We start from the raw sequence: 24,941 nt of genomic DNA on the forward strand, positions 1-24,941 counted from the left end.
CGCGGCACGAACGTCACCACCACCCGAAACGGAGTGGCGGCGTGAGCGCGAACGGCGGGACGAAGGCGATCGTCGCCGCCCTGCTGGCCAATGTCGGCATCGCCGTCACCAAGTTCATCGCGTTCCTGCTCTCCGGGTCCTCGTCGATGCTGGCCGAGGCGGTCCACTCGGTGGCCGACTCCGGCAACCAGGGTCTGCTGCTGCTCGGTGGCAAGCGGGCGAAGCGCGCGGCCACGCCGGAACACCCGTTCGGGTACGGCCGGGAGCGCTACATCTACGCGTTCATCGTGTCGATCGTGCTGTTCAGCATCGGTGGACTGTTCGCCCTCTACGAGGCGTACCACAAGTGGTCGGATCCGCACGGCATCACCGAGTGGCAGTGGCTTCCGGTGGCGGTGCTGCTGGCGGCGATCGCCATGGAGTCGTTCTCCTTCCGGACGGCGATCAAGGAGTCCAACCACATCCGGGGCAAGCAGTCCTGGGTGCGTTTCATCCGGCGGGCCAAGGCGCCGGAGCTGCCGGTGGTGCTGCTGGAGGACTTCGGCGCCCTGGTCGGTCTGGTCTTCGCGCTGTTCGGCGTCGGCATGACCCTGGCCACCGGCGACGGTCGGTGGGACGCCGCCGGCACCGCGATGATCGGCGTGCTGCTGGTGGTCATCGCCATCGTGCTGGCCATCGAGACCAAGAGCCTGCTCCTCGGTGAGGGTGCCGAACAGCAGGACCTGGCGGCCATCGAGCGGGCCATCACCGAGGGCCCCGAGGTGGAGCAGATCATCCACATGAAGACGCTCTACCTGGGCCCGGAAGAGCTGATGGTGGCCGCGAAGATCGGCGTACCGGCCTGCGAGAGCGCGCACGACCTGGCCCGCGGCATCAACGCGGTTGAGGCGCGCATCCGTACCGCCGTGCCGATCGCCCGGGTGATCTACCTGGAGCCGGACATCTACAGCGTCGCCGCCGCCAAGGCCGGCACCGGCGCCGCTGCCGACACCGCCGTACCGCAGCCGGAGGAGTCCGCGGGCGAGGCGGTCGGACGGCCCGGGGTCTGAGACGGTGGAACCGCTGTACGGACCGATCCGGGACTATGCCTGGGGGTCCCGCTCCGCCATCGCGCTGTTGCAGGGGCGACCGGTGCCCAGCCCCGGCCCGGAGGCGGAGCTGTGGTTGGGCGCCCACCCCGGCGCCCCGGCCAGCGTGGAGCGCGCCGGAGCCCGGGTGAGCCTCTGTGACCTGGTACGCGACGAGCCGGGGCAGTGGCTGGGCCAACGGGTGGCCGGCCGTTTCGGCAGCCGGCTCCCGTTCCTGCTCAAGGTCCTCGCCGCCGACTCGCCGCTGAGCCTGCAGGCCCATCCGGATGCCGAGCAGGCCCGGGCGGGGTTCGCCGCCGAGGCGGATCTTCCTCCCGAGGAGCGCAACTACACCGACCCGCACCACAAGCCGGAGTTGTTGGTCGCGCTCACCCCCTTCGAGGCGCTGTGCGGCTTCCGCGATCCGGTGGAGTCGGCCGAGGCGCTCGCCGCGTTCGGCGTACCCGAGTTGGGGCCCGTGGTCGACGCGCTGCGCACCGGCCCGGCGGGCCTGCGCACGGCGGTGGGGACGCTGCTCGGCTGGCCGGTCGCGGAGCGCGACGGGCTGCTGCGGGCCGTCCTGGCGTCGGCGGCCGACGGCCCGGACGCCGAGTTGGCCCACCGGCTGGCGAAGGCCTATCCGGGCGACCCGGGGGTGCTGGTGGCCCTGTTGCTGCACCACGTGCGGCTGGTGCCGGGGGAGGGGATCTGGATGCCCGCCGGCAACCTGCACGCGTACCTGAGCGGCTGCGGCGTCGAGATCATGGCGGCCAGCGACAACGTGCTGCGCGGTGGTCTCACCCCGAAGCGGGTCGACGTGGACGAGTTGGTGCGGGTGCTGCGCTTCGAGGTGCTCGACGAGCCGGTCCGTGCCGCCCGACCTGTCGCTCCGGGGGTGGACTGTTGGGCGGTGCCGGTGGACGACTTCGCGTTGCACCGGGTGCGGGTCGGCGCGGACGTGCCGGAGGCCACCCTGGCTCTGCCCGGTCCCCGGGTGGTGCTCTGCGGCGCGGGCACGGTGACGGTCGATGACGGGGCGGGCGCTCTGACATTGACGTCCGGCCAGGCGGCGATCGGCACGGCGGCCGGCGAGCCGCTGCGGATCAGCGGTGACGGCGAGGCGTACGTGGCGACGTCGGGCCTACGCTGACCCGACACAAGTCCGACTTTCCCGGAATAGCTTGACTCAGCTTTGCCTGAGTGTGACTCTATGAGTACGCAGCGTTATCGCGACGACGGTCCGGCAACGTGCGGGGAACCAAACCGGGGGGATGCGCGGGGCGGGCGGAGGTGGGCAGCGGGTCTGTCCACCACCGACCGCCCCGTGCGCTGTCCGCCGCCCGTCCCCCGGCGGCCGTCGCTGGCGCGCGTAAGGTGGAGGATCGGCGCAGACATCGTTCGACAGGAGCTTTCATGACCAGCACCCTCCCGGCGGCCGCCAGCGGTACGCCGTCCGAGGCCCGGCCGAGCACGCTCGCCGAGGGCGACTTCAAGGTGGCGGATCTGTCGCTCGCCGAGTTCGGGCGCAAGGAGATCCAGCTCGCCGAGCACGAGATGCCCGGCCTGATGGCGATCCGGCGGGAGTTCGCCGAGGCGCAGCCGCTCGCCGGCGCGCGGATCACCGGCTCGCTGCACATGACCATCCAGACCGCCGTCCTGATCGAGACGCTGGTCGCCCTCGGCGCGCAGGTCCGCTGGGCGTCCTGCAACATCTTCTCCACCCAGGACCACGCCGCCGCCGCGATCGTCGTCGGCCCGGACGGCACCCCCGACGCCCCTGCCGGCGTTCCGGTGTACGCCTGGAAGGGCGAGACGCTGCCCGAGTACTGGTGGTGCACCGAGCAGGTGCTCCTCTGGCCGGACGGCCAGGGGCCCAACATGATCCTCGACGACGGCGGTGACGCCACCCTGCTCGTGCACAAGGGCGCCGAGTTCGAGAAGGCCGGCGTCGTGCCGCCGGTCGAGTCCGCCGACTCCGAGGAGTACGCGGTCATCCTCGAGCTGCTGCACCGCTCGCTGGGCGAGGACGGCCAGCGCTGGACCGGGATCGCGGCCGGCATCAAGGGCGTGACCGAGGAGACCACCACCGGCGTGCACCGCCTCTACGAGATGCACCGCGCCGGCACGCTGCTCTTCCCGGCCATCAACGTCAACGACTCGGTCACCAAGAGCAAGTTCGACAACAAGTACGGCTGCCGGCACTCGCTGATCGACGGCATCAACCGGGCCACCGACGTGCTGATCGGCGGCAAGATGGCCGTGGTCATGGGCTACGGCGACGTGGGCAAGGGCTGCGCCGAGTCGCTGCGCGGTCAGGGCGCCCGGGTCGTGGTGACCGAGGTCGACCCGATCTGCGCCCTGCAGGCGGCGATGGACGGCTACCAGGTCGCCACCCTGGACGACGTTGTCGAGCAGGCGGACATCTTCATCACCGCCACCGGCTGCTTCGACGTCATCACCAACGAGCACATGGCCCGGATGAAGCACCAGGCCATCGTCGGCAACATCGGCCACTTCGACAACGAGATCGACATGGCCGGCCTGGCCAAGCGCTCCGATGTCGAGCGGGTCAACATCAAGCCGCAGGTCGACCTGTGGCGCTTCGCCGACGGGCACGCCGTCATCGTGCTCTCCGAGGGGCGTCTGCTGAACCTGGGCAACGCCACCGGGCACCCGAGCTTCGTCATGTCGAACTCGTTCGCCAACCAGACGATCGCCCAGATCGAGCTGTTCACCAAGACCGAGGAGTACCCGATCGGCGTCTACGTGCTGCCCAAGCACCTGGACGAGAAGGTGGCCCGCCTGCACCTCGGTGCGCTGGGCGCGAAGCTGAGCACCCTCACCAAGGAGCAGGCCGCGTACCTGGGCGTGTCCCCCGAGGGCCCGTTCAAGCCGGACCACTACCGCTACTGATCAAGCTCTGCTGAACCGGGCCGGCTGCGAGCAGCCGGCCCGGTTCGTCGTTCCCGCCCCCGCTCCATGCCCGGTCCCGCGATCTTGCACTTTCTGCGGCGACTTAAGCGGCAATCGCGCTCATATCGACAACAGGAACCGCAAGATCGGCGGGAGCGTTCCGTTGGCTCGGCGTCGAGGTCGATCTCGGGGCTCAAGATCGTGCCTGAACGTTGTTGTAGTGGTGTTGGCGCGGCGGGGAGGCCACTACTTCCTGGTTCGAGCACGATCTTGGCGTGGGGCGCGGGGCGCGGGGCGCGGGGCGCGGGGCGCGGGGCGCGGGGCGCGGGGCGCGGGGCGCGGGGCGCGGGGCGCGGGGCGCGGGGCGCGGGGCGCGGGTTAGTTGCGGCGGCGGGTGGGGCGTAGCCAGGTCCAGGCGCACCAGGCCAGCCAGCCGAGCGACACGACGGTGGCCAGGGTTCGCTGGCGTAGCGCGCTGAGCAGCAGCACCACGGCCAGCACCGCCAGCCATGGCAGGAAGGCTTTCACGACGGGGATCCTCGCACGGTCGGACGGTGAACGGTATGCGGCCGGTCGTCGAAGACCAGGTCACGGGGAGAGTGAGCTTGCCATGAACAACTTGACGAGGCCTGTGAACAGGAGGAAGGTATGGCTGCCCTAAGTTAGTGAAGACGTGCCTAATGAACACGGAGCGGGGATGTTCGCCACCTACCTGATCGGCCTGCGGGAGGGCCTGGAAGCGACCCTGGTGGTCAGCATCCTGGTCGCCTTCCTGGTGAAGTCGCAGCGCCGGGACCGGTTGCCCCAGGTGTGGGCGGGCGTCGGCCTGGCCGTAGCGCTCTCCGTGCTGTTCGGCTGGCTCATCGAGTACACCTCGACCTCACTGCTGGCGCGTTCCGAGGATCGCGAGTTGTTCGAGGCGATCACCTCCGTCGCCGCCGTGGTGTTCGTCACCTGGATGATTTTCTGGATGCGCAAGGCGGCCCGCACCATCGCGGGTGAACTCCGCGGCAAGCTGACCGAGGCGCTCGCCGTCGGGTCGCTCGCCGTCGCGGGGATGGCCTTCCTCGCCGTGATCCGCGAGGGCCTGGAGACCGCACTGATCTTCTACTCCGCGGCTCAGGGCGCGGCCGGGGACAGCGGACCGCTGCTCGCGCTCATCGGCGGCATCGTCACCGCCGTGGTCCTCGGCGTGCTGCTCTACGCCAGCGCCCTCAAGATCAACCTCAGCAAGTTCTTCACCTGGACCGGCGCGCTGCTGATCCTGGTCGCCGCCGGCATCCTCAAGTACGGCGTGCACGACTTCCAGGAGGCCGGTGTCCTGCCCGGCCTCGGCGACCTGGCGTTCGACATCACCGCCGTGCTCGACCCGAGCACCTGGTACGCGGCGTTGCTGGCCGGCATGTTCAACGTGACCCCCGCGCCCACCGTGCTCGAGACCATCGCCTGGATCGGGTACGCCGTTCCCGTCCTGCTGCTCTTCCTGCGCCCGACCCGCCGTACCCCGGCATCGGGAGCGGCCACGACGGGCCCGGCGGCACCCGCCACGCCGGCGCCGGCCGCGGCCTCGGGGCCCGGTGTCGAGGCGTCCGGGCGCACGTCGCCGTCCACCACCACCGTCACCGAACGCGGGGCCGACACCGGCGCCGAGGCAGAGGCGGCATCCGCGCCGCAGCGTGCCTGACCCCACGAGGAGAGACCGCACAGATGCGTACCACCCGATTCTTCGCGCTGGCCGCTGCCGGCGTGCTGGCGACGGCCGGCGTCGCCGCCTGCTCCAAGGCCGACTCCGACAAGTCCGACGCGGCGGGCGGCCCGATCGTGGTCAAGGCCACTGACACGGCCTGCGATGTCGCCATGACCGACCTCGGCGCCGGAACGGCCACCTTCAAGATCACCAACTCGGGCGCGAAGGTCACCGAGTTCTACGTGTACGCCTCCGGCGACCGGGTGATGGGCGAGGTGGAGAACATCGCCCCCGGGTTGAGCCGCGAGCTGCACGTCGAGCTGCCCGCCGGCACGTACGAGACGGCCTGCAAGCCGGGCATGAGCGGCAAGGGCATCCGGGGCGCGCTCAAGGTCAGCGGGTCCGCGCAGCCGCTGACCGCCGACGCCGCCCTGGCCGGCGCCACCGACAACTACCAGCGCTACGTCAAGAGCCAGACCGGCGCGCTGCTGGAGAAGACCGAGGATTTCGTCGCCGCCGTGAAGGCCGGCGACGTGGCGAAGGCCAAGACGCTGTACCCGGTCGCGCGCACCTACTGGGAGCGGATCGAGCCGGTGGCGGAGATCTTCGGCGACCTCGACCCCAAGATCGACGGCCGCGAGGAGGTCATCGAGGAGGGGATGGAGTTCACCGGCTTCCACCGGATCGAGAAGGACCTCTGGCAGTCCGGCGACATCAGCAAGGACGGCCCGATCGCCGACCGGCTGCTGGTCGACGTCAAGGAGATCGTGGCGAAGGCCAACGCCGAGAAGCTGTCCCCGCTCCAGCTCGCCAACGGCGCGAAGGAGCTGCTCGATGAGGTCGCCAGCGGCAAGATCACTGGCGAGGAGGACCGCTACTCGCACACCGACCTGTGGGACTTCGCCGCCAACCTGGAAGGTTCCAAGGCGGCCCTGTCGGCCCTGCGGCCCGCGCTGGAGCAGCGTTCGCCGGAGCTGGTCAAGCAGCTCGACACCGAGTTCGCGAACGTCGAGGCGCAGCTCGGCAAGCACCGCGACGGCGACGGGTGGAAGCTGCACACCGCGTTGAGCAAGGCCGAGCTCAAGGAACTCTCGGACGGCATCAACGCGCTCGCCGAGCCGATCAGCAAGGTCGCCGCAGTCGTCGCCAAGTGACCGGGACGCAGGGGGAGTCGAGTCGATGAGCGTACGCAGGTTGACCCGTCGGCGGGCTATCACGCTCGCCGGCGCCGGGGTGGCCGGAGTCGCGGGCGTCGCCGCTGGCGCGGGGGCGCTGGTCGGCGACTCGCGTGGTCCGGCGGCGGCCAGCGACCACCCGGCGGGCGCGGTGCCGTTCTTCGGCGAGCACCAGGCCGGCATCGTCACCCCCGCCCAGGACCGGCTGCACTTCGTCGCCTTCGACGTCATCACGAAGGACCGGGCCCGCCTGGTCGCGATGCTCGAGGAGTGGACGGCCGCCGCCGCCCGGATGACCTCCGGCCGGGACGCCGGTGTCCTCGGGGCGGTCGGCGGGATGCCCGAGGCCCCGCCGGACGACACCGGCGAGGCGCTCGGCCTCCCGCCGTCGCAGCTCACCCTGACCATCGGTTTCGGGCCCACGCTGTTCCGCGACACCGACGGACGGGACCGGTTCGGCATCGCCGACCGCCGCCCGGCCGCGTTGGCGGAGCTGCCGAAGTTCCCCGGCGACGCGTTGCAGGCCCCGATCTCCGGTGGCGACCTGTGCGTGCAGGCGTGCGCCAACGATCCCCAGGTGGCGGTGCACGCGATCCGCAACCTGGCGCGGATCGGCATGGGTGTGGTCAGCGTCCGCTGGTCGCAGCTCGGTTTCGGTCGTACGTCGTCGACCTCCCGGGACCAGGCGACCGCCCGCAACCTGTTCGGCTTCAAGGACGGCACGGCCAACCTCAAGGCCGAGGAGACCGACCTGCTGCGCGACCAGTTGTGGGTGCAGCCCGGCGACGGGCCGGACTGGATGGCGGGCGGGTCGTACCTGGTCACCCGCAAGATCCGGATGCTCGTGGAGACCTGGGACCGGACCTCGCTGGCCGAGCAGGAGGAGATCGTCGGCCGGACCAAGGGCAGCGGCGCCCCGCTCGGGCGGAGCAAGGAGTTCGACGAGCCGGACTTCGCGGCGCGCGGTGACGACGGCAAGCCGCTGATCGCCGAGCACGCCCACGTCGCCCTCGCCCATCCGAGCCGCAACAACGGCGCGCACCTGCTGCGGCGGGGTTACAACTTCGTCGACGGCTCGGACGGTCTCGGCCGGCTCGACGCCGGTCTCTTCTTCATCGCCTACCAGCGGGACCCGCGCAAGCAGTTCGTGCCGATCCAGACCCAGTTGGCCCGCCACGACGTGATGAACGAGTACCTGCGGCACGTCTCCAGCGGTCTGTTCGCCTGCCCGCCCGGCGTGCGCGACGGTGGCGACCACTGGGGCCGGGTGCTCTTCGGCTGACCGGCGACGCGACCCGTCCGAGCTGTGGTGGCGGCGGACCGCGTCGAGGGGGGATCATGAGGCTGTCCGTGCCGGGTGACGCCGGTCCCACCGAACTGAACGGGGATGCAATATTAATCCCATGAGAGCCCGGGTCCTGGTGGTCGACGACGACCCCGCACTCGCCGAGATGCTCGGCATCGTGCTGCGCAGTGAGGGTTTCCTGCCCTCGTTCGTGGCCGACGGCGAGCGGGCGTTGGCCGCGTTTCGTGACAGTCGTCCGGACATCGTCCTGCTCGACCTCATGTTGCCCGGAATGAGTGGTATCGACGTGGCCCGGTCGATTCGTGCCGAGTCTGGCGTGCCGATCGTGATGCTGACCGCCAAGAGCGACACCGTGGACGTCGTCCTCGGTCTCGAATCCGGCGCCGACGACTACGTGGTCAAGCCGTTCAAGCCCAAGGAGCTGGTGGCCCGGATGCGGGCCCGGCTGCGCCGCGGCGAGGACGTCGCGCCGGAGATGCTGACCATCGGGCCGCCCGGCAACCAGATCAGCATCGACGTGCCCGCCCACACCGTCAGCCGCAACGACGAGGAGGTGAAGCTGACGCCGCTGGAGTTCGACCTGCTGGTCGCGCTCGCCCGCAAGCCGCGTCAGGTCTTCACCCGCGAGGTGCTGCTGGAGCAGGTCTGGGGCTACCGGCACGCGGCCGACACCCGACTGGTCAACGTGCACGTGCAACGGCTGCGCGCCAAGATCGAGCCAGATCCGGAGCGACCGGAAATCATCCTCACCGTGCGGGGCGTGGGCTACAAGGCGGGCACCGGATAGCCTGGTCGCACTGTGTCGACCTCGCCGCCCCCGCAGAACACCACAGCCCGCCGGCTCGCTGCCGGCCGGGAGGTCTGGCGTGTGCTGAGCGGCCGGGTCGCGCGGCTGCTGGCCCGGGCGCACCAGACCTGGCGGCGTTCGCTCCAGGTCCGGGTGGTCACCATCACGTTGGTCGCCTCCAGCCTGCTGGTGGGCGGATTCGCGTACCTGATCGCTGACAAGATCACGACGATCCTGCTCGACAACGCGCGCACCGACGTCCAGATACGCCTCAAGGGCGGCGCCGGGTACGCGGCCAAGCAGGTCTCCCTCTACGGCCAGCCGCAGGAGGCGCAGCTCCAGGAGACCATCGAGGGCACGGTCAACTACCTGGCCGGGGGCGACCCCCAGCAGACCAGTGGCGTGGTGGTGGCCATCACCGCCGCCGACTACCCGACGATGATCCAGACCCGCACCGCGCCGGCGGCCAACGTCCAGCCCCTGATCAGCAAGGAGTTGCGGGCCGCGGTCGCCAGCGGCAAGGTGGCCAGCCAGATCCAGACCGGGCGGCTGACGGGCGAGCCGACGAAGTACCTGGTCTACGGCTCGCCGGTGCCGACCCGCTTCGGGCAGATCGAGCTCTACTACCTGGTGCCGCTGACCCGTCAGGACGCCACCGCCGCCGACGCCCGGGCCACCGTGGTCGGCACCGGCATCGCCCTGGTGATCCTGCTGGGGCTGCTCGCCGCACTGGTCACCCGGCTGGTGGTCAACCCGGTCCGGGTCGCCGCGCGGACCGCCCAGCGGCTCTCCGCCGGCCTCCTCGACCAGCGGATGGTGGTCAACGGCGAGGACGACCTCGCGTTGCTGGCCGCCTCGTTCAACCAGATGGCGACGAACCTGCAACGGCAGATCCTGCGCCTGGAGGAGATGTCCCGGTTGCAGCGCCGCTTCACCTCCGACGTGTCGCACGAGCTGCGGACCCCGTTGACCACGGTCCGGATGGCCGCCGACCTGATCTTCGCGGAGCGCGACGAGTTCGATCCCGCGGTGGCGCGCAGCGCCGAGCTGCTCCAGGCCGAGTTGGACCGTTTCGAGGAGCTGCTCACCGACCTGTTGGAGATCAGCCGGTTCGACGCGGGCTTCGCCATGCTGGACGCCGAGCCGACCGACCTGGTGCCGGTGGTGCACCGGGTCGTCGACCGGTTGGCCGGGCTGGCCGAGCGGGTGGGCGTGGAGATCGAGCTGGACCTGCCCAGCACCCCGGTGATCGCCGAGGTCGACCCCCGCCGGGTGGAGCGGGTGCTGCGCAACCTGGTCGGCAACGCCGTCGAGCACGGCGAGGCCCGGCCAGTGCTGATCACCCTCGGCATCGACGAGACCGCCGTGGCGATCACCGTCCGCGACCACGGGGTGGGGCTGAAGGTGGGCGAGGAGAAGCTGGTGTTCAACCGGTTCTGGCGGGCGGACCCGTCGCGGGCCCGCCAGACCGGCGGCACCGGGCTGGGCCTGTCGATCAGCTTGGAGGACGCCCGCCTGCACGGTGGTTGGCTGGAGGCCTGGGGAGCGCCCGGTCAGGGCGCCCAGTTCCGGCTCACCCTGCCGGCCCGCGCCGGTGACCGGCTCACCACGTCGCCGCTGCGGCTGGTGCCCGCCGACGCGGCGTTGCCGTTCGGCGGCCCACGCGACGGTGGCCCGCTGGCCATCGGTCCGGGCAGCGGCGGAGCGTTGGCGATCGGCCCGGCGCCGGCCGACAGCGGCGAGCGGGAGGAGGTGCGATCGTGAGGGCTCGGCCACTGCTCGGCGCTTTCGGCGCGGCGCTGCTCCTCAGTGCCGGTTGCGGCATCCCGGCCTCGTCCGACGTGCGGGTCGACGGCAAGGCCGGCACCGCGACCGAGGCCGGATCGAGCAACGGCCGCAGCAGCGAGCCCCCGTCGCGGGCCGCCAGCGGCAGCGACAACGCGGCCTTCGTGCGCAACTTCCTGTCCGCCGCCGCCGGTGAGCCGGACCGGGCATACGAGCGGGTGAAGGCGTTCATCGCCCCCGAACACCGGCCCCGCCTGCAGGACAAGAAGGGCAGCGAGGTCGCGCTGAACGTGGTGCGGCTGCGCGAGACAATCTTCACCTTCAACAGCGACTCCACCACCACGGTCAAGATCACGGTGCAGCAGATCGGCGTGCTGCGGACCAACGGCACCCTGGCGCCCCCGGTCGCGACCGAGACCGAGTACGAGTTCCGGCTGCGCAGCGCGGCCCTCGGCGGCGCCGGCAGCGACGAGCGCGCCGGCCAGTACCTGCTCGACCCGCCGAGCGTGCTGCTGCTCAGCGACGTCGCCCTCCAGCAGTACTACCAGGACGAGTCGATCTACTTCTGGAGCTCCGACCGCACCCGGCTGGTGCCCGACCAGCGCTACCTGCCGTACGCGGTGCCGGACGAGCGCCGTGTCAACGAGGTCGTGCGGTGGCTGGTCGGCGGCCCGTCCGACTGGCTGCGGCCGGGTGTCGTCGGGCTGCCCGACGGCACCGAGCTGATCAACAACGCCACCGGCGCGAACAACCGGTGGGAGGTCAACCTGGACATGTCCGGCGACGACCAGAGCCGGATCGACCAGGTGGTGACGCAGCTCGCCTGGTCGCTGGGTGACCTGCCGGGCGAGCTGGAGCTGAAGATCCGGAACAACTCGCAGCCCGTGCAGGACCTCGGCGAGCGTCGGACGGCTCAGCGGCTCTACCCCGTCCGGGAAGAGCCGCAGCGGTACGGCGTCTACGAGGGCGCGATCCGCCCGCTCGACTTCGCCGGCGAGCCCAGCGGCGCGGTGCCCCTCACGCCGGAGGTCAACCGCGGCATCGTGTCGGCCGGTCTCGCGCGGGGCGTCAACCGGGTGCTCGCCGCGCTGGTGGTGACCAGCGGCAAGGACCGGCAGCGACTCGCGGTGGGCACGGGCGCGGACACGGTGGCCACCCTCGGCCGCAGCGCCGGGGAGTACGCCTCGATCGGCCGCCCGGTCTGGCTGCGTACCGTCGACACGCGTCCCGCGCAGGGGCTGGTGGTGGCCGACGGTCGCCTCCACCGCTTCGACGAGGCCGCCGGAATGGCCGAGGTGCCACTCAACCTGCCCTCGCCGGAGGTCACCGCGGTCGCCTCGGCGCTGGACGGTCAGCGGGTCGCGTTGATCGCCGGTGGGCGGCTCTACGTCGCGGCGCTCAACCTCGACGGCTCCGGCAACGGGGTGTCGATCGGCCCGCCCCGGGCGCTGGTCACCTCGTTGACCAACCTGACCGCGGTGGACTGGATCGGGGAGGACCGGCTGGTGGTGGCCGGCTCGGCGGGCCAGCCGGCGATCTACGAGATCAGCGTGGACGGTGCCCTGGAGACGCCGCTGCGCACCGATGTCGGCGCCAAGGTCAACCACCTGACGGCGTACCCCACCAACCGCAGCGTGCGCGTGCCCACCGGGGCGTACATGTACGAGGCGAACAAGGTGGCCTACCGCAGCAGCCCGTTCGAACGGATCGCGCCCGAGCAGGTCCGCGACGTTCCCACGCCGCCGGCCGGAGTCCGCCCGAGCAACCCGTCGGCCCCGTTCTTCCTCTACTGACGTCGTGCGCGGGCTCTGGGCGGACCTCGCCGACCTGGTCCTCCCCGCAGACTGCGCCGGCTGCCGCGAGCGTCGCCAACGGATGCGACAGGGGGTCTGTCCCTCCTGCGTCGCGGCGCTGAGCGCGCTGCGTCCCCGGGTGACCCGCCCCACCCCCGCCCCGGCCGGCCTGCCGCGCTGCGTCGCCCTCGGCCCGTACGACGGTCCGCTACGGGAGGCGCTGCTGGCGTACAAGGAACACGGCCGGCACGGTCTGGCCCGTCCGCTCGGCGCGCTCCTCGCCGAGGTGGTCGCGGCGGCGGTCGGTGAGGTGCGTCCGCTGGCGCTGGTGCCGGTGCCGGACACCGCGGCTGCGGCGCGTGCCCGCTACGGCGACCACCTGGACCGGCTGGCCCGGCACTGCGCGGCCCGGCTGGGCCGGTGCGGCTGGCCCGTGAGGGTGCACCGGCCGCTGCGTGCCCTGCCCCGGCCCGACTCTGTGACCCTGGACAGCGCGGGCCGTGCGGCGGCCGCCGAGGCGGCGTTCCGCCCCCGTTCCGGCGCGTCGGATGGGCCGCGCCCCTCGGACGGCGGACCCGCCGTGGTGCTGCTCGACGACATCGTCACCACCGGTGTGACGCTGGCCGCGGCGGCCCGGGTGCTGACCGCGACCGGATGGCAACCGGGTGTCGCCGCGGTTCTCGCCGCAACCGAGAAAAGACTCCGTCTGTAACAGACCGTGTTTCCGTTTCACCCGTTGGTGTATGAGGTGCGAAAAATACCGGGCGGTCTTGGCGACAAGGGGTGACTGCCGGGCGAACAGGAGTTAGCGTTTCGCTGTCGGGGGTAGGAGGTCGTTCCATCCCGCCCCTGGCGGTGAGAGGAGGCGTAGCCGCACTGACCGGTCGACGCCAGCGGGTCTTCCTACGGCGCACGACCGGGAAACCGGATCGAAGACGTCCGAGCAAGGGAGGTCACGTGGACATCGTGGTCAAGGGCCGCAACGTCGAAGTGCCGGACCATTACCGGGTACACGTAGCCGAGAAACTCGCAAAGGTCGAACGTTACGACCACAAGATTATTCGCATCGATGTCGAGCTGTTTCACGAGCGCAATCCGCGCCAGGCCGACCACTGCCAGCGGGTGGAGATCACCTGCGTCTCGCGTGGTCCGGTGATCCGGGCCGAGGCCTGCACGAACGACTTCTACAGCGCGCTCGACGCCGCCATCGCGAAACTCGACACCCGGCTACGCCGCGCGGCGGACCGCCGGCGCGTACACCGTGGTCGGCACGCGCCGATCTCCGTGGCCGCCGCCACCGCCGACCTGCCGGTCACCGACCTGGTGGCCGCCCCGCTGTCCGCGTCGAACGGCCGCGCCGGCACCGCCGTCGCGGAGCGCGTCGAGGAGGAGTACGACCAGCCGTGGCACCTCGCCCGGGAGAAGGTGCACCCGGCCGAGCCCATGACCATCGACGACGCGTTGTTCCAGATGGAACTGGTCGGTCACGACTTCTACCTCTTCCAGGACAAGGAGACCGGCCGCCCCAGCGTCGTCTACCGACGTCACGCCTACGACTACGGCATCATCTCCCTCGACACCTGAAGCGGGTTCGACCCCGTTGAGCACGGGGGCCGGTCACGGCCCCCGTGCTCCGTCAGCCCACGTCGGCGGGGAGCAGGGCGAAGGTCAGATCGTCCACGCGGGTGCCGTCCAGGCCGGGCAGGCGCCCGCGTTGCAGGCCCTCGCGTTGGAAGCCGACCCGCTCCAGCACGCGGTTCGAGGCGGTGTTGTCCGGCACCGTCCCGGCGGTCAGCCGAGCCACGCCGACCGACCCGAACGCCCAGTCGACGAGCAGCCGCAGCGCACGGGTGGCGTACCCCCGGCCGCGCCACTCGGGCAGCAGCGCGTAGCCCACCGACGCCTCACCGGCGGCCACGTCCGTGTACGACAGCCCGCAACTACCCGCCCGCTCGCCCGTGGTCGCGTCGATGATCAGGAGCCCGGCGAGGTCACCGGTCAGCCAGGCGCTCTCGGCGAGCCGGCAGCGCCGTGCGATGGACTCGGGCGTCGGGGGTACCGGCGGCGCCTGGTTCGCCACCGTCTCCGGCCGGCTGTGCAGGGCGTACATCATCTCCGCGTCGTCCGGGCCGCGCCGGCGCAACGTCACCACCTCGTCGGTGAGCACCCCGTCGGGCAGGTCCGGCAGCAGGCGAGGGGTCGGGCCGGGCGGGTCGCCGGCGAGGCGTACCCAGGTCAGCAGGTCGTGTCGGCCGCCGTCGCGGCGCTGGCCGGCGGATCGACGCAGGCCCTCGTAGCGGAACCCGGCGGCCAGCGCGACCCGCTGGCTGGCCGCGTTCTCCGGCTCGGTCTGCAACTCCAGCCGGACCGTCCCGGCGGCGAAGGCGTGCTCGCTCAGCGCCCGGGTCGCGGCGGTGGCCAGTCCGCGCCCCCGCGCCGCCGGCCGCAGCCAGTAGCCGATGTCCGCCTGGCTCCGAGCGGGCACCGGGTTGCTCAGGCCGGCGCCGCCGAGCAGCCGGTCGGTGGCCGGGTCCGCGATGGCGTACGCGGCGCCGCCGCCCGCCCAGACCGCCGGCGCGCCGGCCTCCACCCACCAGCGGGCGTCGACCTCGGTGTACGGGGACGGCATGGTGGAGACGAACCGCTGGCTGAGCGGGTCCGCGCAGCCGTCGACCAGGTCCGCGATGTCGTCGGCGCGGAACGGCCGCAGCCGTACCCCGTGCGCCTCGACGACCGGCGGCGTGCCCGTCATGTCAGGTCCTCGGCGAGCAGCGCGGCGACCCAGGCGTCGATCCGTTCACCCCGGTGCTGGACCCCGCCCCGGGCCGTCCCCTCGAAGGTGAAGCCCGCCTTCTCGGCGGCCCGCCGCGAGGAGGTGTTGCCCACGTTCGCCTTCCACTCGATGCGCGCCAGGCCGAGGGTCGTGAAGCCCCAGGCGCTGAGCGCGAGGAGCGCGGCCGGCAGGTACCCCCGCCCGCGTGCCACCGGGGCGACCATGAAGCCCACGTCCGCGAGTAGCGGGTCGGCGGGGGAGAGCCGCAGGTCCAGAGTGCCGACGTAGCTGTCGTCCGGCTCGGCGATCACGAAGCAGGCGGAGTCCCCCCGTGCCCAGGCATCCTGGGCGTAACCCCGGTAGCCCCGCGCGTCGGAGAGGTCGTACGGGTCGGGGACCGTGGTCCAGCGGATCGTCTCCGGGTCCCGGCAGGTCTGCACCACGGCATCCAGGTCGCGCTCCTCCATCGGTCGGAGTCGCAGCTCAGTGCCGGCCGAGGTGGCGAACAGCGTCGGCTGTGGGCGACCGAAGACGGCGGCCCGGCGAGCCACCAGGGTGCCTCGGGCGGCCGGCCCGGTCGAACCGGGTTCGGGTACCTCGCCGGGCAGCAGCGTGCCGATCCAGCCGTCCACGCCGCCCTCCGGCGCCGGATTCGCCCGGCGCACCCGGCCGTCGATCCGGAACCCGGCCCGCAGCGCGACCAGCCGGGAGGCGTGGTTGCCCACCTCCGCCTGCCACAGCAGCCGGCGCAGCCCCAGCTTCTCGAAGGACCAGCGGGACACCGCCCGGGTGGCCCGCACGGTCACCCCCCGGCCGCGCGCCCACGGGGCCGTCCAGTAGCCGATCTCGCCGGTGCCGGCGTCGTCGAATGAGATCAGCCCGCACGAGCCGAGCAGGTCGCCGTTGGCCGCGTCGCAGACGGCGAACGGTGCCCCGGTGCCGTCCGCCCACGCCCGTGCGCTCACCCCGGTGACGAAGTCGTGGGCGTGTTCGGGACGGTAGGGGCGCGGTACGGTGGTCCAACGCTGAATGTCCCGGTCCTGGCAGGCGCGGTACACGCCGTCGGCGTCCGCCTCCCGCCAGGGCCGCAGCAGGACGCCGTCCTCGATGATCTCCACAGGCTCCACCCGTGCATCGTGCCGGAACGTTCGCCCTGGGCGTAACCGGATAACGTCCCGGGCGCGGCCCGTGCGCGTGTTATGTCGGGTTCGGCGGAGCGGACCGCCGCCACCAGTGACCATCGCGCCGATGTTGCGCCTACGATGGTTCGAGACTGTCTAGGGGAGCGTTGATCCGTGTCGATTCTGGAAAAGGTCCTTAACGCGGGCGAGGGCCGCATGGTGCGCCGGCTCAAGGCCATCGCCGCCGCCGTCAGCTCGATCGAGGACGACTACGTCAACCTCACCGACGAGGAGCTGCGCGGCATGACCGAGCAGTTCCGAGAGCGGCTCGCCGACGGCGAGACCCTCGACGACCTGCTGCCGGAGGCGTTCGCGGTGGCCCGCGAGGCGGCCGCCCGCGTGCTCGGCCAGCGGCCGTACGACGTCCAGGTGATGGGCGGCGCGGCGCTGCACTTCGGCAACATCGCCGAGATGAAGACCGGTGAGGGTAAGACGCTGACCTCGGTCATGGCCGTCTACCTCAACGCGCTCTCCGGCGACGGCGTGCACGTGGTCACCGTCAACGACTACCTCGCCCAGCGCGACGCGGCCTGGATGGGCCGGGTGCACGAGTTCCTCGGGCTGACCGTCGGCGTGGTGCTGCCCAACCGGCCGGCCGCCGAGCACAAGGCCGCCTACGAGTGCGACATCACCTACGGCACCAACAACGAGTTCGGCTTCGACTACCTGCGCGACAACATGGCCTGGTCGAAGGACGAGCTGGTCCAGCGGGGCCACAACTTCGCGGTCGTCGACGAGGTCGACTCGATCCTGATCGACGAGGCGCGTACCCCGTTGATCATCTCCGGCCCGGCCGAGCACTCGGCCCGCTGGTACGGCGAGTTCGCGGGCGTGGTCGCCCGGCTCCAGCCCGGCACCGACGGCGAGGGCGACTACGAGGTCGACCACTCCAAGCGCACCATCGCGGTCACCGAGCGCGGTGTCGCCAAGGTCGAGGACCGGCTCGGCATCGACAACCTGTACGAGTCGGTGAACACCCCGCTGGTCGGCTACCTGAACAACGCCATCAAGGCCAAGGAGCTCTACAAGCGCGACAAGGACTACATCGTCAGCGACGGCGAGGTCCTGATCGTCGACGAGTTCACCGGTCGCATCCTGCACGGCCGTCGCTACAACGAGGGCATGCACCAGGCGATCGAGGCCAAGGAGGGGGTGGAGATCAAGCAGGAGAACCAGACCCTGGCCACGATCACCCTCCAGAACTACTTCCGCCTCTACAACAAGCTGTCCGGCATGACCGGTACGGCGCAGACCGAGGCGAGCGAGTTCAACAAGGTCTACAAGGTCGGCGTCGTGAGCATCCCGACCCACCGTCCGATGGTCCGCGAGGACCGGCCCGACGTCATCTACAAGACGGAGAAGGCCAAGTTCAACGCGGTCATCGAGGACATCGCCGAGCGGCACCAGATGGGCCAGCCGGTGCTGGTCGGCACCGTCTCGGTGGAAAACTCGGAGATCCTCTCCCAGCTGCTGCGCCGCCGGGGCATCCCGCACAACGTGCTGAACGCCAAGTTCCACGCCCGCGAGGCCGAGATCGTCGCCCAGGCCGGGCGCAAGGGCGCGGTCACCGTCGCCACCAACATGGCCGGCCGTGGCACCGACATCCTGCTCGGCGGCAACCCCGAGTTCCTGGCGGCCAACGAGCTGCGCCAGCGCGGTCTCGACCCGCTGGAGAACGAGGAGGACTACGCCAAGGCGATGGAGGAGGTCCTGCCCACCTGGAAGCAGGCCTGCGACGCCGAGGCGGACGAGGTCGCCGCCGCCGGTGGCCTGTACGTGCTGGGCACCGAGCGGCACGAGTCCCGGCGGATCGACAACCAGCTGCGCGGTCGTGCCGGCCGGCAGGGCGACCCGGGCGAGTCCCGGTTCTACCTGTCCCTGCAGGACGAGCTGATGCGCCGCTTCCGGGCCGGCGCGGTCGAGGCCGTGATGGAGCGCTTCAACATCCCGGAGGACGTGCCCATCGAGTCGAAGATGGTCACCCGCCAGATCAAGAGCGCCCAGGCCCAGATCGAGGGCCAGAACGCCGAGATCCGCAAGAACGTTCTGAAGTACGACGAGGTGCTCAACAAGCAGCGCCAGGTCGTCTACGCCGAGCGGCTGCGGGTGCTCAACGGCGAGGACCTGTCCGACCAGGTCCGCAACATGATCGACGACACCGTCGAGGCGTACGTGCGGGGCGCCACCTCGGACGGCTACGGCGAGGACTGGGACCTTGAGCAGCTCTGGTCCAGCCTCAAGCAGCTCTACCCGGTCGGCGTGACGATCGAGGAGTTGGAGGAGGAGGCCGGCGGCTCGCGGGCCGGCATGGACGCCGACTTCCTCGTCGCCCGCCTCAAGGATGACGCCAACGCCGCGTACGACCGCCGCGAGGAGCAGCTCGGCACCGAAGGGGTGCGCCAGCTCGAGCGGATGGTGCTGCTCCAGGTGATCGACCGCAAGTGGCGCGAGCACCTCTACGAGATGGACTACCTCCAGGAGGGCATCAACCTCCGGGCGTACGCCCAGCGTGACCCGGTGGTGGAGTACCAGCGCGAGGGCTTCGACATGTTCGCCACGATGATGGAAGGCATCAAGGAGGAGACCGTCGGTTTCCTCTACAACGTGGACGTCCAGGTCACCGAGCCGGAGCCCGAAGCCGACTCGGAAGAGGTCACGCTGCTCGACAAGCCGGTGGAGATCCGGGCCAAGGGTCTGAACCGTGCGCCGCAGCGGCAGGGTCTGCAGTACTCCGCTCCGACCATCGACGGCGAGGCCAGCCCCGGTGCGGTCGCCTTCGAACAGGAGCAGCAGCAGGCGCCGGCGCTCGGCGTGGGCCGCCCGGCCCAGGGCGCTCCGGCGGCCCCCGGGCAGAGCGCGCCGTCCGCCCCGCAGCGGCCGGCCTCGGGGCTGCGCGGCCCGACGCTCCCGTCGGCGGGGTCCCGGCGTCCGGCCTCCAACCAGGCCGACGCCGGCAACGGCCCGTCCCGCAACGCGCCGTGCCCGTGCGGTTCGGGTCGCAAGTACAAGCGCTGCCACGGCGCACCCAACGGCGGCAACTGACCGACAGCGCGTCCCGATGGGCCCCGGCCGACAAGGCCGGGGCCCATCGGCGTCTCCGGTCCCGGTCGGCGCGGCGTCTCCGGCCCGGGGTGTGATCGACTCCGCTTCCGGGAAGTCGGTGTGTCAGCGGCCGGTTGATGCCGCGCTTTCCTGGACGTCGAGCTGATCAACGCGGTCAGAGGACGTGCAGAGCGGTGCACAGCCAGCGGCCACGCCGGTGCTCCAGGCGCACCGCCATGGCCCAACTGCGGCCACCGGGACCGCTCACCACGGCGGCTGCCTCCACGGCTGCCTCGCGAGGTTCGCAGACCCGCAGCCGGGTGAGCCGCAGTGCCGGCCGGGTCGCCCGACGCCGCGCCGGCCCGGCCCGCCCGGTGGCCCGAGCGACTTCGGTGAGCAGGTCGGTGGCCCGGGCCGGGTCGAGCAGAGGGCGTACCTGAGCCGGCGAGCGGTAGCCGTTGACCACCTCGAGGCAGGTGCCGACGAAGCGGTGCGCGGCCCGGGTGGCCTCGCTCGCCGTCGTCGGGGGCAGGGGAGCGCCCGGGTGGTTGGCCGGATGCGCGGGCGTACGGCGTGGGGTCGTGCGGCGCACCGCGGGCCGGACCGGATCCGGTCGTGTCGAGGCGAAGAGGTCGAGGGCGAGCTGACCGTGGGTCGGCCCCGGCCAGTAGGTCTCGTCCTGGTACGGCGGGTCGATGGGCGGGACGGGACGCAGGCGCACGGGTGGTCGGGAGACTCCGGGTCGCCGCTCGCTCATCGCTGCCTCCCCATGATCTTGCGTTTGCCTTCGTTTGCCTTCGACTCACTAGATTCTCGGTCACCGAGTGGTCCCGGTCAATGGCCCCTGCGGCGAATGGGCCGCGCACCCCGCATGGTCGGCTCGGGATCGCGGATGTGGCGGTATCCCCGCCCTTCGGACGGCACGACATCGGTGATCTGGAGTGGATCACCGCAGGGAGGGCCGGGCCTGGCTACTCGGGATCACGGTCGACGAGGGGGTTCTCGCGTACCCAGTCGGCGGTCTCGGCGTACTTCTTGGCGATGTACTCCTCCAGTCGAGCCCGCTCGACCCGCCACTGACCGCGCCCGCCGACCTTGATCGCCGGCAGCTCCCCGCTGCGGACCATGTGGTAGACCTGCGAGTCCGACACGTTCAGCTCGGCGGCCACGTCGGAGAGCAGCAGGAACCTCGGCTCCACAGGAACTCCCGGGGTTGACGTCGTTTGCCTCAGTTTGCCACCGACAGTGCTCACTGCCCAACAGCGCCGTGGCCATCGGTGGCGGACACACCGGCGGGAAACTTCCACCGGCCGGAGGTGAGGTGTATGACGGTCACGGCGTGCGGCATGATCTGCGCCCGTGCCGGCTACCGTCGGCACGGAATCGAGCGGGGAGACGACCGGTGACCGACGAGCTTGTCCGGGTGTACGTGCCGGCGACCGTACCCATGCTGGCCCGCCTGCGCGAGCAGGGGCTGACCGCCGACACCGCGCATGCGGTGACGCCCGCGCTGCGCGAGTGGTACGCCGAGGGCGACGAGGAGGAGTTGGAGTACGTCGCGTTCACCCGGGCCGCCCAGGACGCGCTGCACCTGCTCCGGGAGGATCCGGCCGCGCCCCGCCGCCGCGTGGTCGTCTCGGTCGACCTGTCGCCCGCCGCGCTCGGTCGTGGCGACGGCGAGCTGGGCTCCAGCCTGGTGACGTTGACCGACACCGTGCCGGTGGGGGCTGTCGCGGCGATCCACGTGGACGGCACGGACGCCGTCGAGGAGGTCGCCGCAGCGGCCGACGTGGTGGCCGAGGCCGCCGCCGGTGACCCGGACGCGCAGTTCACCGTCGACGGCGCCGAGGATCACGAGCTTGAGTGGTACGACGTGACGGAGTTGGACATCCTGCTGCGCGCCGCCGACTGAGCCGGCGCCCGTAGCCGGTCAGCGGACGGCGCGCTGTGGTCAGTGGGCCGCGTCGGCCTGGGCCGGGTCGGCGTCCGTGTCGCGGGCCGCCGCGGCGGGTTCGTCCTGCGGGTCGTCACCGACTCCGCTCGCCTCCGCCGGCTTCCGCGCGGCAGGGCCAGCGGCCGTTGCCGGTGCCGAGTCGGCGTCGGCCCACGTCGCCGTGCTGGCCGGCTCGGAGCGGGGCTGGTCGGCGGTGGCCGGCTCGTCGTCGGTGCGGGCCGGGCCGAGCGTTCGGCCGAACGCGACGAGCGCGGTCAGCGCCCCCACGAACAGCACCCAGATGCCGTTGTCCACCCGCGAGGTGCCCAGCGACGTCTGCGCCACCGCGTCCGCCTCGCTGAGCGCGCTGGCCAGGTCCAGCAGTGAGCGACCGCCGATCCGGATGATCACTTCGGCGAGCAGCAGGAGCAGGCCCGGTCCGGCGCCCGCGAGCAGGTACGCCGGCCAGCGCAGCACGCGCGTCTGCGGATCGCGCCGCAGGGCTCGACGCCGCGCCCAGGTGAGGTAACCGAAGGCCAGTAGTCCGGCGACCAGGCCGCCGAGGAGCGACTCGGTGCGGGACACCCACTTGGCCGCGTCGACGAGCGACTGCTGGGTGTCGCCCGCGCCGAAGAGGTCGAACAGCGGGTCCCGGGCCCGGCTGAACGCCACTACGAAGACCAGCGTGCCCAGTGCGGCGGTCACCACCGCACCGACCGCCGGGGCGGTCCGGGCGCCCGCGATCGCTCCGCCGATGATCGCGGCGGCCGCGGTGGTGCCGGCGATCACGTTGGTGGTCGAGGTGTCGAAGTAGGTGAGGTTGATCGCCACAGCGGCGAGCAGCCCGACCACCATCCCGGCCCCGATCGCGCCGACGAAACGCAGGGTGGTCCCGTCGCCGTACCGGCGGAACAGCAGGTTGCCGAAGGCCAGCGCGGTGGCCGCGCCGGCCACCAGCGCGGCCGAGATCACGCCGGGCAGGGCGAACGCGGACAGGCTGATCGCGGTGATACCGGCGGCCGCCGAGGTGATGGCCTCCCGGGTCGACCAGAGCATGGCGGCCAGCCAGCCGAGCGCCAGCAGCGCGAGGACCGCCGCTCCGGGTGCCGGGACGGGCCCGGCCGTCGGGGTGGTCGCGTCGACCTCCGGCTGGTCCGACTCCGCGGCTGAGTCGCGGCCGGGCTGCTTGGTCATCGTCTCCCCTTCGAGGCGCCAGGTCACCGACCATTCAGGGTACGCGGACCGCCGCGCCCCCCACCGAACGAGCCACACCCCCGGGGTACGCCGACCCGCCCAGCCGAGCATTGGGACCAGTCGAGCCCCACGACAAGTCGAGCCCTCAGGACAAGTCGAGCCCTCAGGACAAGTCGAGCGCCGTCGAACTGCCCAGGGGCGGGACACGGCGCAGATCCGCAGGACAGGCGGCGCGCCCAGTTCGCAGGACGGGTGGCGCGTCGAGGCGTACCCCAGAAGGAGCCGCAACGGCTGCGCGGACCGCGACCAACGTCGGGGCTGGGGCGAGCGTCCCCGGCGGAGGGATCAAGCCTGACCGCCCGGAGCCGGGGACGCTCGCCCCAGCCCCACCACGGCGAGCCGCACGGCGAGCCGCGACCGGTAAGGAGAGGAGAGCCAGTCGGTCCTTCGTTAGGCAGTGACGGCGGCGGTAGGGCCAGGACCGACGCGTGAAACAATCGCGGGAGGTCCCGCCGCTGCTCGGCTACCCCGCGCGGCGTCCGGTGTCCGACTATCCGGTCGGTGCCCGCGGGTCCGGTTTCGCCACCGCTGTCGAGATCGCCAGGAGCCTTGATGGATGCCGTGTTCTCCGTTCCCGAGCCGCGCAACGAGCCGGTTCGCAACTACGAGCCGGGCAGCGCAGACCGGGAGCGGCTGCGGCGGCGGCTGACCGAGCTGGCCGCCGAGCGCATCGACCTGCCGATGACCATCGGCGGGGAGCAGCGGATGGCGGCGGGCGACCCGATCAACGTGGTGCAGCCGCACAAGCACGCGCACGTGCTGGGCGTGACCGCGCACGCCTCGCACGACGACGCCCGTGCCGCGATCAAGGCGGCCAAGGACGCCGCGCCGATGTGGCGGGCGTTGCCGTTCGAGGAGCGCGCCGCGATCTTCCTGCGCGCCGCCGAGCTGCTCGCCGGCCCCTGGCGGGACACCCTCAACGCCGCCACGATGCTGGGCCAGTCGAAGACCGCGATCCAGGCGGAGATCGACTCGGCCTGCGAGTTCATCGACTTCCTGCGCTTCAACGTGCACTTCGCGCGGCGTCTGCTCGAGGAGCAGCCGGCGTCGTCGCCCGGCGTGTGGAACCGCCTCGACCACCGGCCCCTGGAGGGCTTCGTCTACGCGGTCACCCCGTTCAACTTCACCGCCATCGCCGGCAACCTGCCGTCCGCGCCGGCGCTGCTGGGTAACACCGTGATCTGGAAGCCGGGCCCGACCCAGCAGTTCGCCGCGCACTTCACCATGCGGCTCTTCGAGGCCGCCGGCCTGCCGCCCGGCGTGATCAACATGGTGACCGGCCGGGGCGAGGAGGTGTCCGATGTCGTGCTCGCCGACCCGGACCTGGCCGGTATCCACTTCACCGGTTCGACGAAGGTGTTCCAGCACCTGTGGAAGACCGTCGGCGACAACATCGCGCGCTACCGGGGCTACCCGCGGCTGGTCGGCGAGACCGGCGGCAAGGACTTCGTGGTCGCGCACACCAGCGCCGACGTGGACGCCCTGCACACCGCGCTGATCCGCGGCGCGTACGAGTACCAGGGCCAGAAGTGCTCGGCCGCCTCCCGGGCGTACGTGCCGCGCTCGATCTGGGAGGGTGGCCTGCGTGACCGTCTGGCCGCGACCGCCGACTCGCTGACCTACGGCGACGTGGCCGACTTCGGCAACTTCGGTGGCGCGGTGATCGACGACAAGGCGTTCGCCCGGCACACCGCGGCGCTGGAGCTGATCAACGGTGACGACAGCTGCCGGGTGCTGGCCGGTGGCACGGCGGACGACTCGGTCGGCTACTTCGTCCGGCCGACGCTCTTCGAGTGCTCCGACGCCGCGCACGAGACGTTCACCACCGAGTACTTCGGGCCGATCCTCGGCGTGCACGTGTTCGACGACGCCCGCTTCGACGAGGTGGTCGCGCAGGCCGAGTCGATCGCCCCGTACGCGCTGACCGGGTCGGTGTTCGCCACCGACCGCCGGGTCGTCGACGCGGTCGGCGAGCGCATGCGGTACGCGGCCGGCAACTTCTACATCAACGACAAGCCGACCGGCGCGGTCGTCGGGCAGCAGCCGTTCGGCGGTGCCCGTGCCAGCGGCACCAACGACAAGGCGGGCTCCTGGCTCAACCTGGTCCGCTGGGTGTCGCCGCGCACGATCAAGGAGACCTTCGTGCCGCCGACCGACCACACCTACCCCCACATGGGCTGAAAGGAAGGGCCCCTTGTTAACGCCTGGTGCATAACAAGGGGCCCTTCCTTTCTCGGGCGGTCCA

General features: G+C 71.6%; 19 protein-coding genes and 1 pseudogene. 14 read left to right on the plus strand and 6 right to left on the minus strand.

Annotated features, from left to right (window positions below; genetic code table 11):
* The first annotated feature begins 41 nt into the window (after positions 1–41).
* The 3 genes from ACQP0N_RS05425 (at position 42) to ahcY (ending at position 3,980) form a co-directional block, all read left to right on the plus strand.
* The gene (locus ACQP0N_RS05425; RefSeq protein ID WP_433118051.1) at positions 42–1,049 is read left to right on the plus strand and encodes a cation diffusion facilitator family transporter; all 1,008 of its coding nucleotides are present in this window, start codon (positions 42–44) and stop codon (positions 1,047–1,049) included.
* 4 nt (positions 1,050–1,053) lie between these two features.
* Positions 1,054–2,217 carry a mannose-6-phosphate isomerase, class I gene (gene manA / locus ACQP0N_RS05430; RefSeq protein ID WP_433118053.1) on the plus strand — a complete coding sequence of 388 codons (1,164 nt, stop codon included), beginning with the start codon at positions 1,054–1,056 and terminating at the stop codon, positions 2,215–2,217.
* A gap of 263 nt (positions 2,218–2,480) precedes the next feature.
* On the plus strand, positions 2,481–3,980 hold the full coding sequence (ahcY, locus tag ACQP0N_RS05435; RefSeq protein ID WP_433118055.1) for an adenosylhomocysteinase: 1,500 nt from the start codon (positions 2,481–2,483) through the stop codon (positions 3,978–3,980).
* A gap of 378 nt (positions 3,981–4,358) precedes the next feature.
* On the opposite strand, the gene ACQP0N_RS05440 is transcribed toward ahcY, so the two are convergent.
* On the minus strand, positions 4,359–4,508 hold the full coding sequence (locus tag ACQP0N_RS05440) for a hypothetical protein (protein WP_355052018.1): 150 nt from the start codon (positions 4,506–4,508) through the stop codon (positions 4,359–4,361).
* Positions 4,509–4,677: 169 nt separating this feature from the next.
* Between ACQP0N_RS05440 and efeU the strand changes: the two genes are divergently transcribed.
* The 8 genes from efeU to hpf all read left to right on the plus strand — a co-directional run bounded on the left by efeU (position 4,678) and on the right by hpf (position 14,097).
* Positions 4,678–5,664 (plus strand): iron uptake transporter permease EfeU, encoded by a 987-nt coding sequence (efeU, locus tag ACQP0N_RS05445; RefSeq protein WP_433118057.1) that lies wholly within the window; start codon positions 4,678–4,680, stop codon positions 5,662–5,664.
* Between the two features lie 23 nt (positions 5,665–5,687).
* On the plus strand, positions 5,688–6,821 hold the full coding sequence (gene efeO, locus ACQP0N_RS05450; protein WP_433118059.1) for an iron uptake system protein EfeO: 1,134 nt from the start codon (positions 5,688–5,690) through the stop codon (positions 6,819–6,821).
* A 25-nt stretch (positions 6,822–6,846) separates the two neighbouring features.
* Positions 6,847–8,124 carry an iron uptake transporter deferrochelatase/peroxidase subunit gene (gene efeB / locus ACQP0N_RS05455; protein WP_433118061.1) on the plus strand — a complete coding sequence of 426 codons (1,278 nt, stop codon included), beginning with the start codon at positions 6,847–6,849 and terminating at the stop codon, positions 8,122–8,124.
* Between the two features lie 121 nt (positions 8,125–8,245).
* A complete protein-coding gene (gene mtrA / locus ACQP0N_RS05460; protein ID WP_355052014.1) occupies positions 8,246–8,935 on the plus strand; it encodes an MtrAB system response regulator MtrA in 690 nt (229 codons plus the stop codon).
* Positions 8,936–8,947: 12 nt separating this feature from the next.
* Positions 8,948–10,699 carry an MtrAB system histidine kinase MtrB gene (gene mtrB / locus ACQP0N_RS05465; RefSeq protein WP_433118063.1) on the plus strand — a complete coding sequence of 584 codons (1,752 nt, stop codon included), beginning with the start codon at positions 8,948–8,950 and terminating at the stop codon, positions 10,697–10,699.
* Positions 10,696–12,513 carry an LpqB family beta-propeller domain-containing protein gene (locus tag ACQP0N_RS05470; protein ID WP_433118065.1) on the plus strand — a complete coding sequence of 606 codons (1,818 nt, stop codon included), beginning with the start codon at positions 10,696–10,698 and terminating at the stop codon, positions 12,511–12,513. The genes mtrB and ACQP0N_RS05470 overlap by 4 nt, the downstream gene beginning before the upstream one ends.
* A gap of 4 nt (positions 12,514–12,517) precedes the next feature.
* Positions 12,518–13,225, plus strand: a complete 708-nt coding sequence (locus ACQP0N_RS05475; protein WP_433118067.1) for a ComF family protein — start codon at positions 12,518–12,520, stop codon at positions 13,223–13,225.
* Positions 13,226–13,470: 245 nt separating this feature from the next.
* Positions 13,471–14,097, plus strand: a complete 627-nt coding sequence (gene hpf, locus ACQP0N_RS05480; protein WP_355052010.1) for a ribosome hibernation-promoting factor, HPF/YfiA family — start codon at positions 13,471–13,473, stop codon at positions 14,095–14,097.
* A gap of 52 nt (positions 14,098–14,149) precedes the next feature.
* On the opposite strand, the gene ACQP0N_RS05485 is transcribed toward hpf, so the two are convergent.
* Both ACQP0N_RS05485 and ACQP0N_RS05490 read right to left on the minus strand, forming a co-directional pair.
* Positions 14,150–15,265 carry a GNAT family N-acetyltransferase gene (locus ACQP0N_RS05485; RefSeq protein ID WP_433118069.1) on the minus strand — a complete coding sequence of 372 codons (1,116 nt, stop codon included), beginning with the start codon at positions 15,263–15,265 and terminating at the stop codon, positions 14,150–14,152.
* A complete protein-coding gene (locus ACQP0N_RS05490) occupies positions 15,262–16,413 on the minus strand; it encodes a GNAT family N-acetyltransferase (RefSeq protein WP_433118071.1) in 1,152 nt (383 codons plus the stop codon). Before ACQP0N_RS05490 ends, ACQP0N_RS05485 begins: the two co-directional genes overlap by 4 nt.
* Positions 16,414–16,581: 168 nt before the next feature.
* Here ACQP0N_RS05490 and secA point away from each other — a divergent pair, with 168 nt between their 5' ends.
* Positions 16,582–19,509 carry a preprotein translocase subunit SecA gene (gene secA, locus ACQP0N_RS05495; protein ID WP_433118073.1) on the plus strand — a complete coding sequence of 976 codons (2,928 nt, stop codon included), beginning with the start codon at positions 16,582–16,584 and terminating at the stop codon, positions 19,507–19,509.
* A gap of 175 nt (positions 19,510–19,684) precedes the next feature.
* Here the strand turns inward: secA and ACQP0N_RS05500 are convergent, their stop codons facing one another.
* Both ACQP0N_RS05500 and ACQP0N_RS05505 read right to left on the minus strand, forming a co-directional pair.
* On the minus strand, positions 19,685–20,266 hold the full coding sequence (locus tag ACQP0N_RS05500; protein WP_433118075.1) for an Rv3235 family protein: 582 nt from the start codon (positions 20,264–20,266) through the stop codon (positions 19,685–19,687).
* A gap of 214 nt (positions 20,267–20,480) precedes the next feature.
* The gene (locus ACQP0N_RS05505; RefSeq protein WP_355052005.1) at positions 20,481–20,708 is read right to left on the minus strand and encodes a helix-turn-helix transcriptional regulator; all 228 of its coding nucleotides are present in this window, start codon (positions 20,706–20,708) and stop codon (positions 20,481–20,483) included.
* A gap of 203 nt (positions 20,709–20,911) precedes the next feature.
* On the opposite strand from ACQP0N_RS05505, the gene ACQP0N_RS05510 reads away from it, so the two are divergent.
* Positions 20,912–21,421: a DUF6912 family protein gene (locus ACQP0N_RS05510; RefSeq protein WP_355052004.1), complete on the plus strand. Its 510-nt coding sequence runs from the start codon at positions 20,912–20,914 to the stop codon at positions 21,419–21,421.
* A 243-nt stretch (positions 21,422–21,664) separates the two neighbouring features.
* Here the strand turns inward: ACQP0N_RS05510 and ACQP0N_RS05515 are convergent.
* Positions 21,665–22,636: pseudogene (locus ACQP0N_RS05515) on the minus strand (hypothetical protein); the annotation flags it as partial.
* A gap of 612 nt (positions 22,637–23,248) precedes the next feature.
* Between ACQP0N_RS05515 and pruA the strand changes: the two are divergent.
* Complete coding sequence (pruA, locus tag ACQP0N_RS05520; RefSeq protein ID WP_433118078.1) at positions 23,249–24,877, plus strand: L-glutamate gamma-semialdehyde dehydrogenase; 1,629 nt, start codon at positions 23,249–23,251, stop codon at positions 24,875–24,877.
* Positions 24,878–24,941 lie beyond the last annotated feature (64 nt).

Source organism: Micromonospora sp. CA-246542, assembly GCF_050942905.1.
Taxonomy (GTDB): Bacteria; Actinomycetota; Actinomycetes; order Mycobacteriales; family Micromonosporaceae; genus Micromonospora.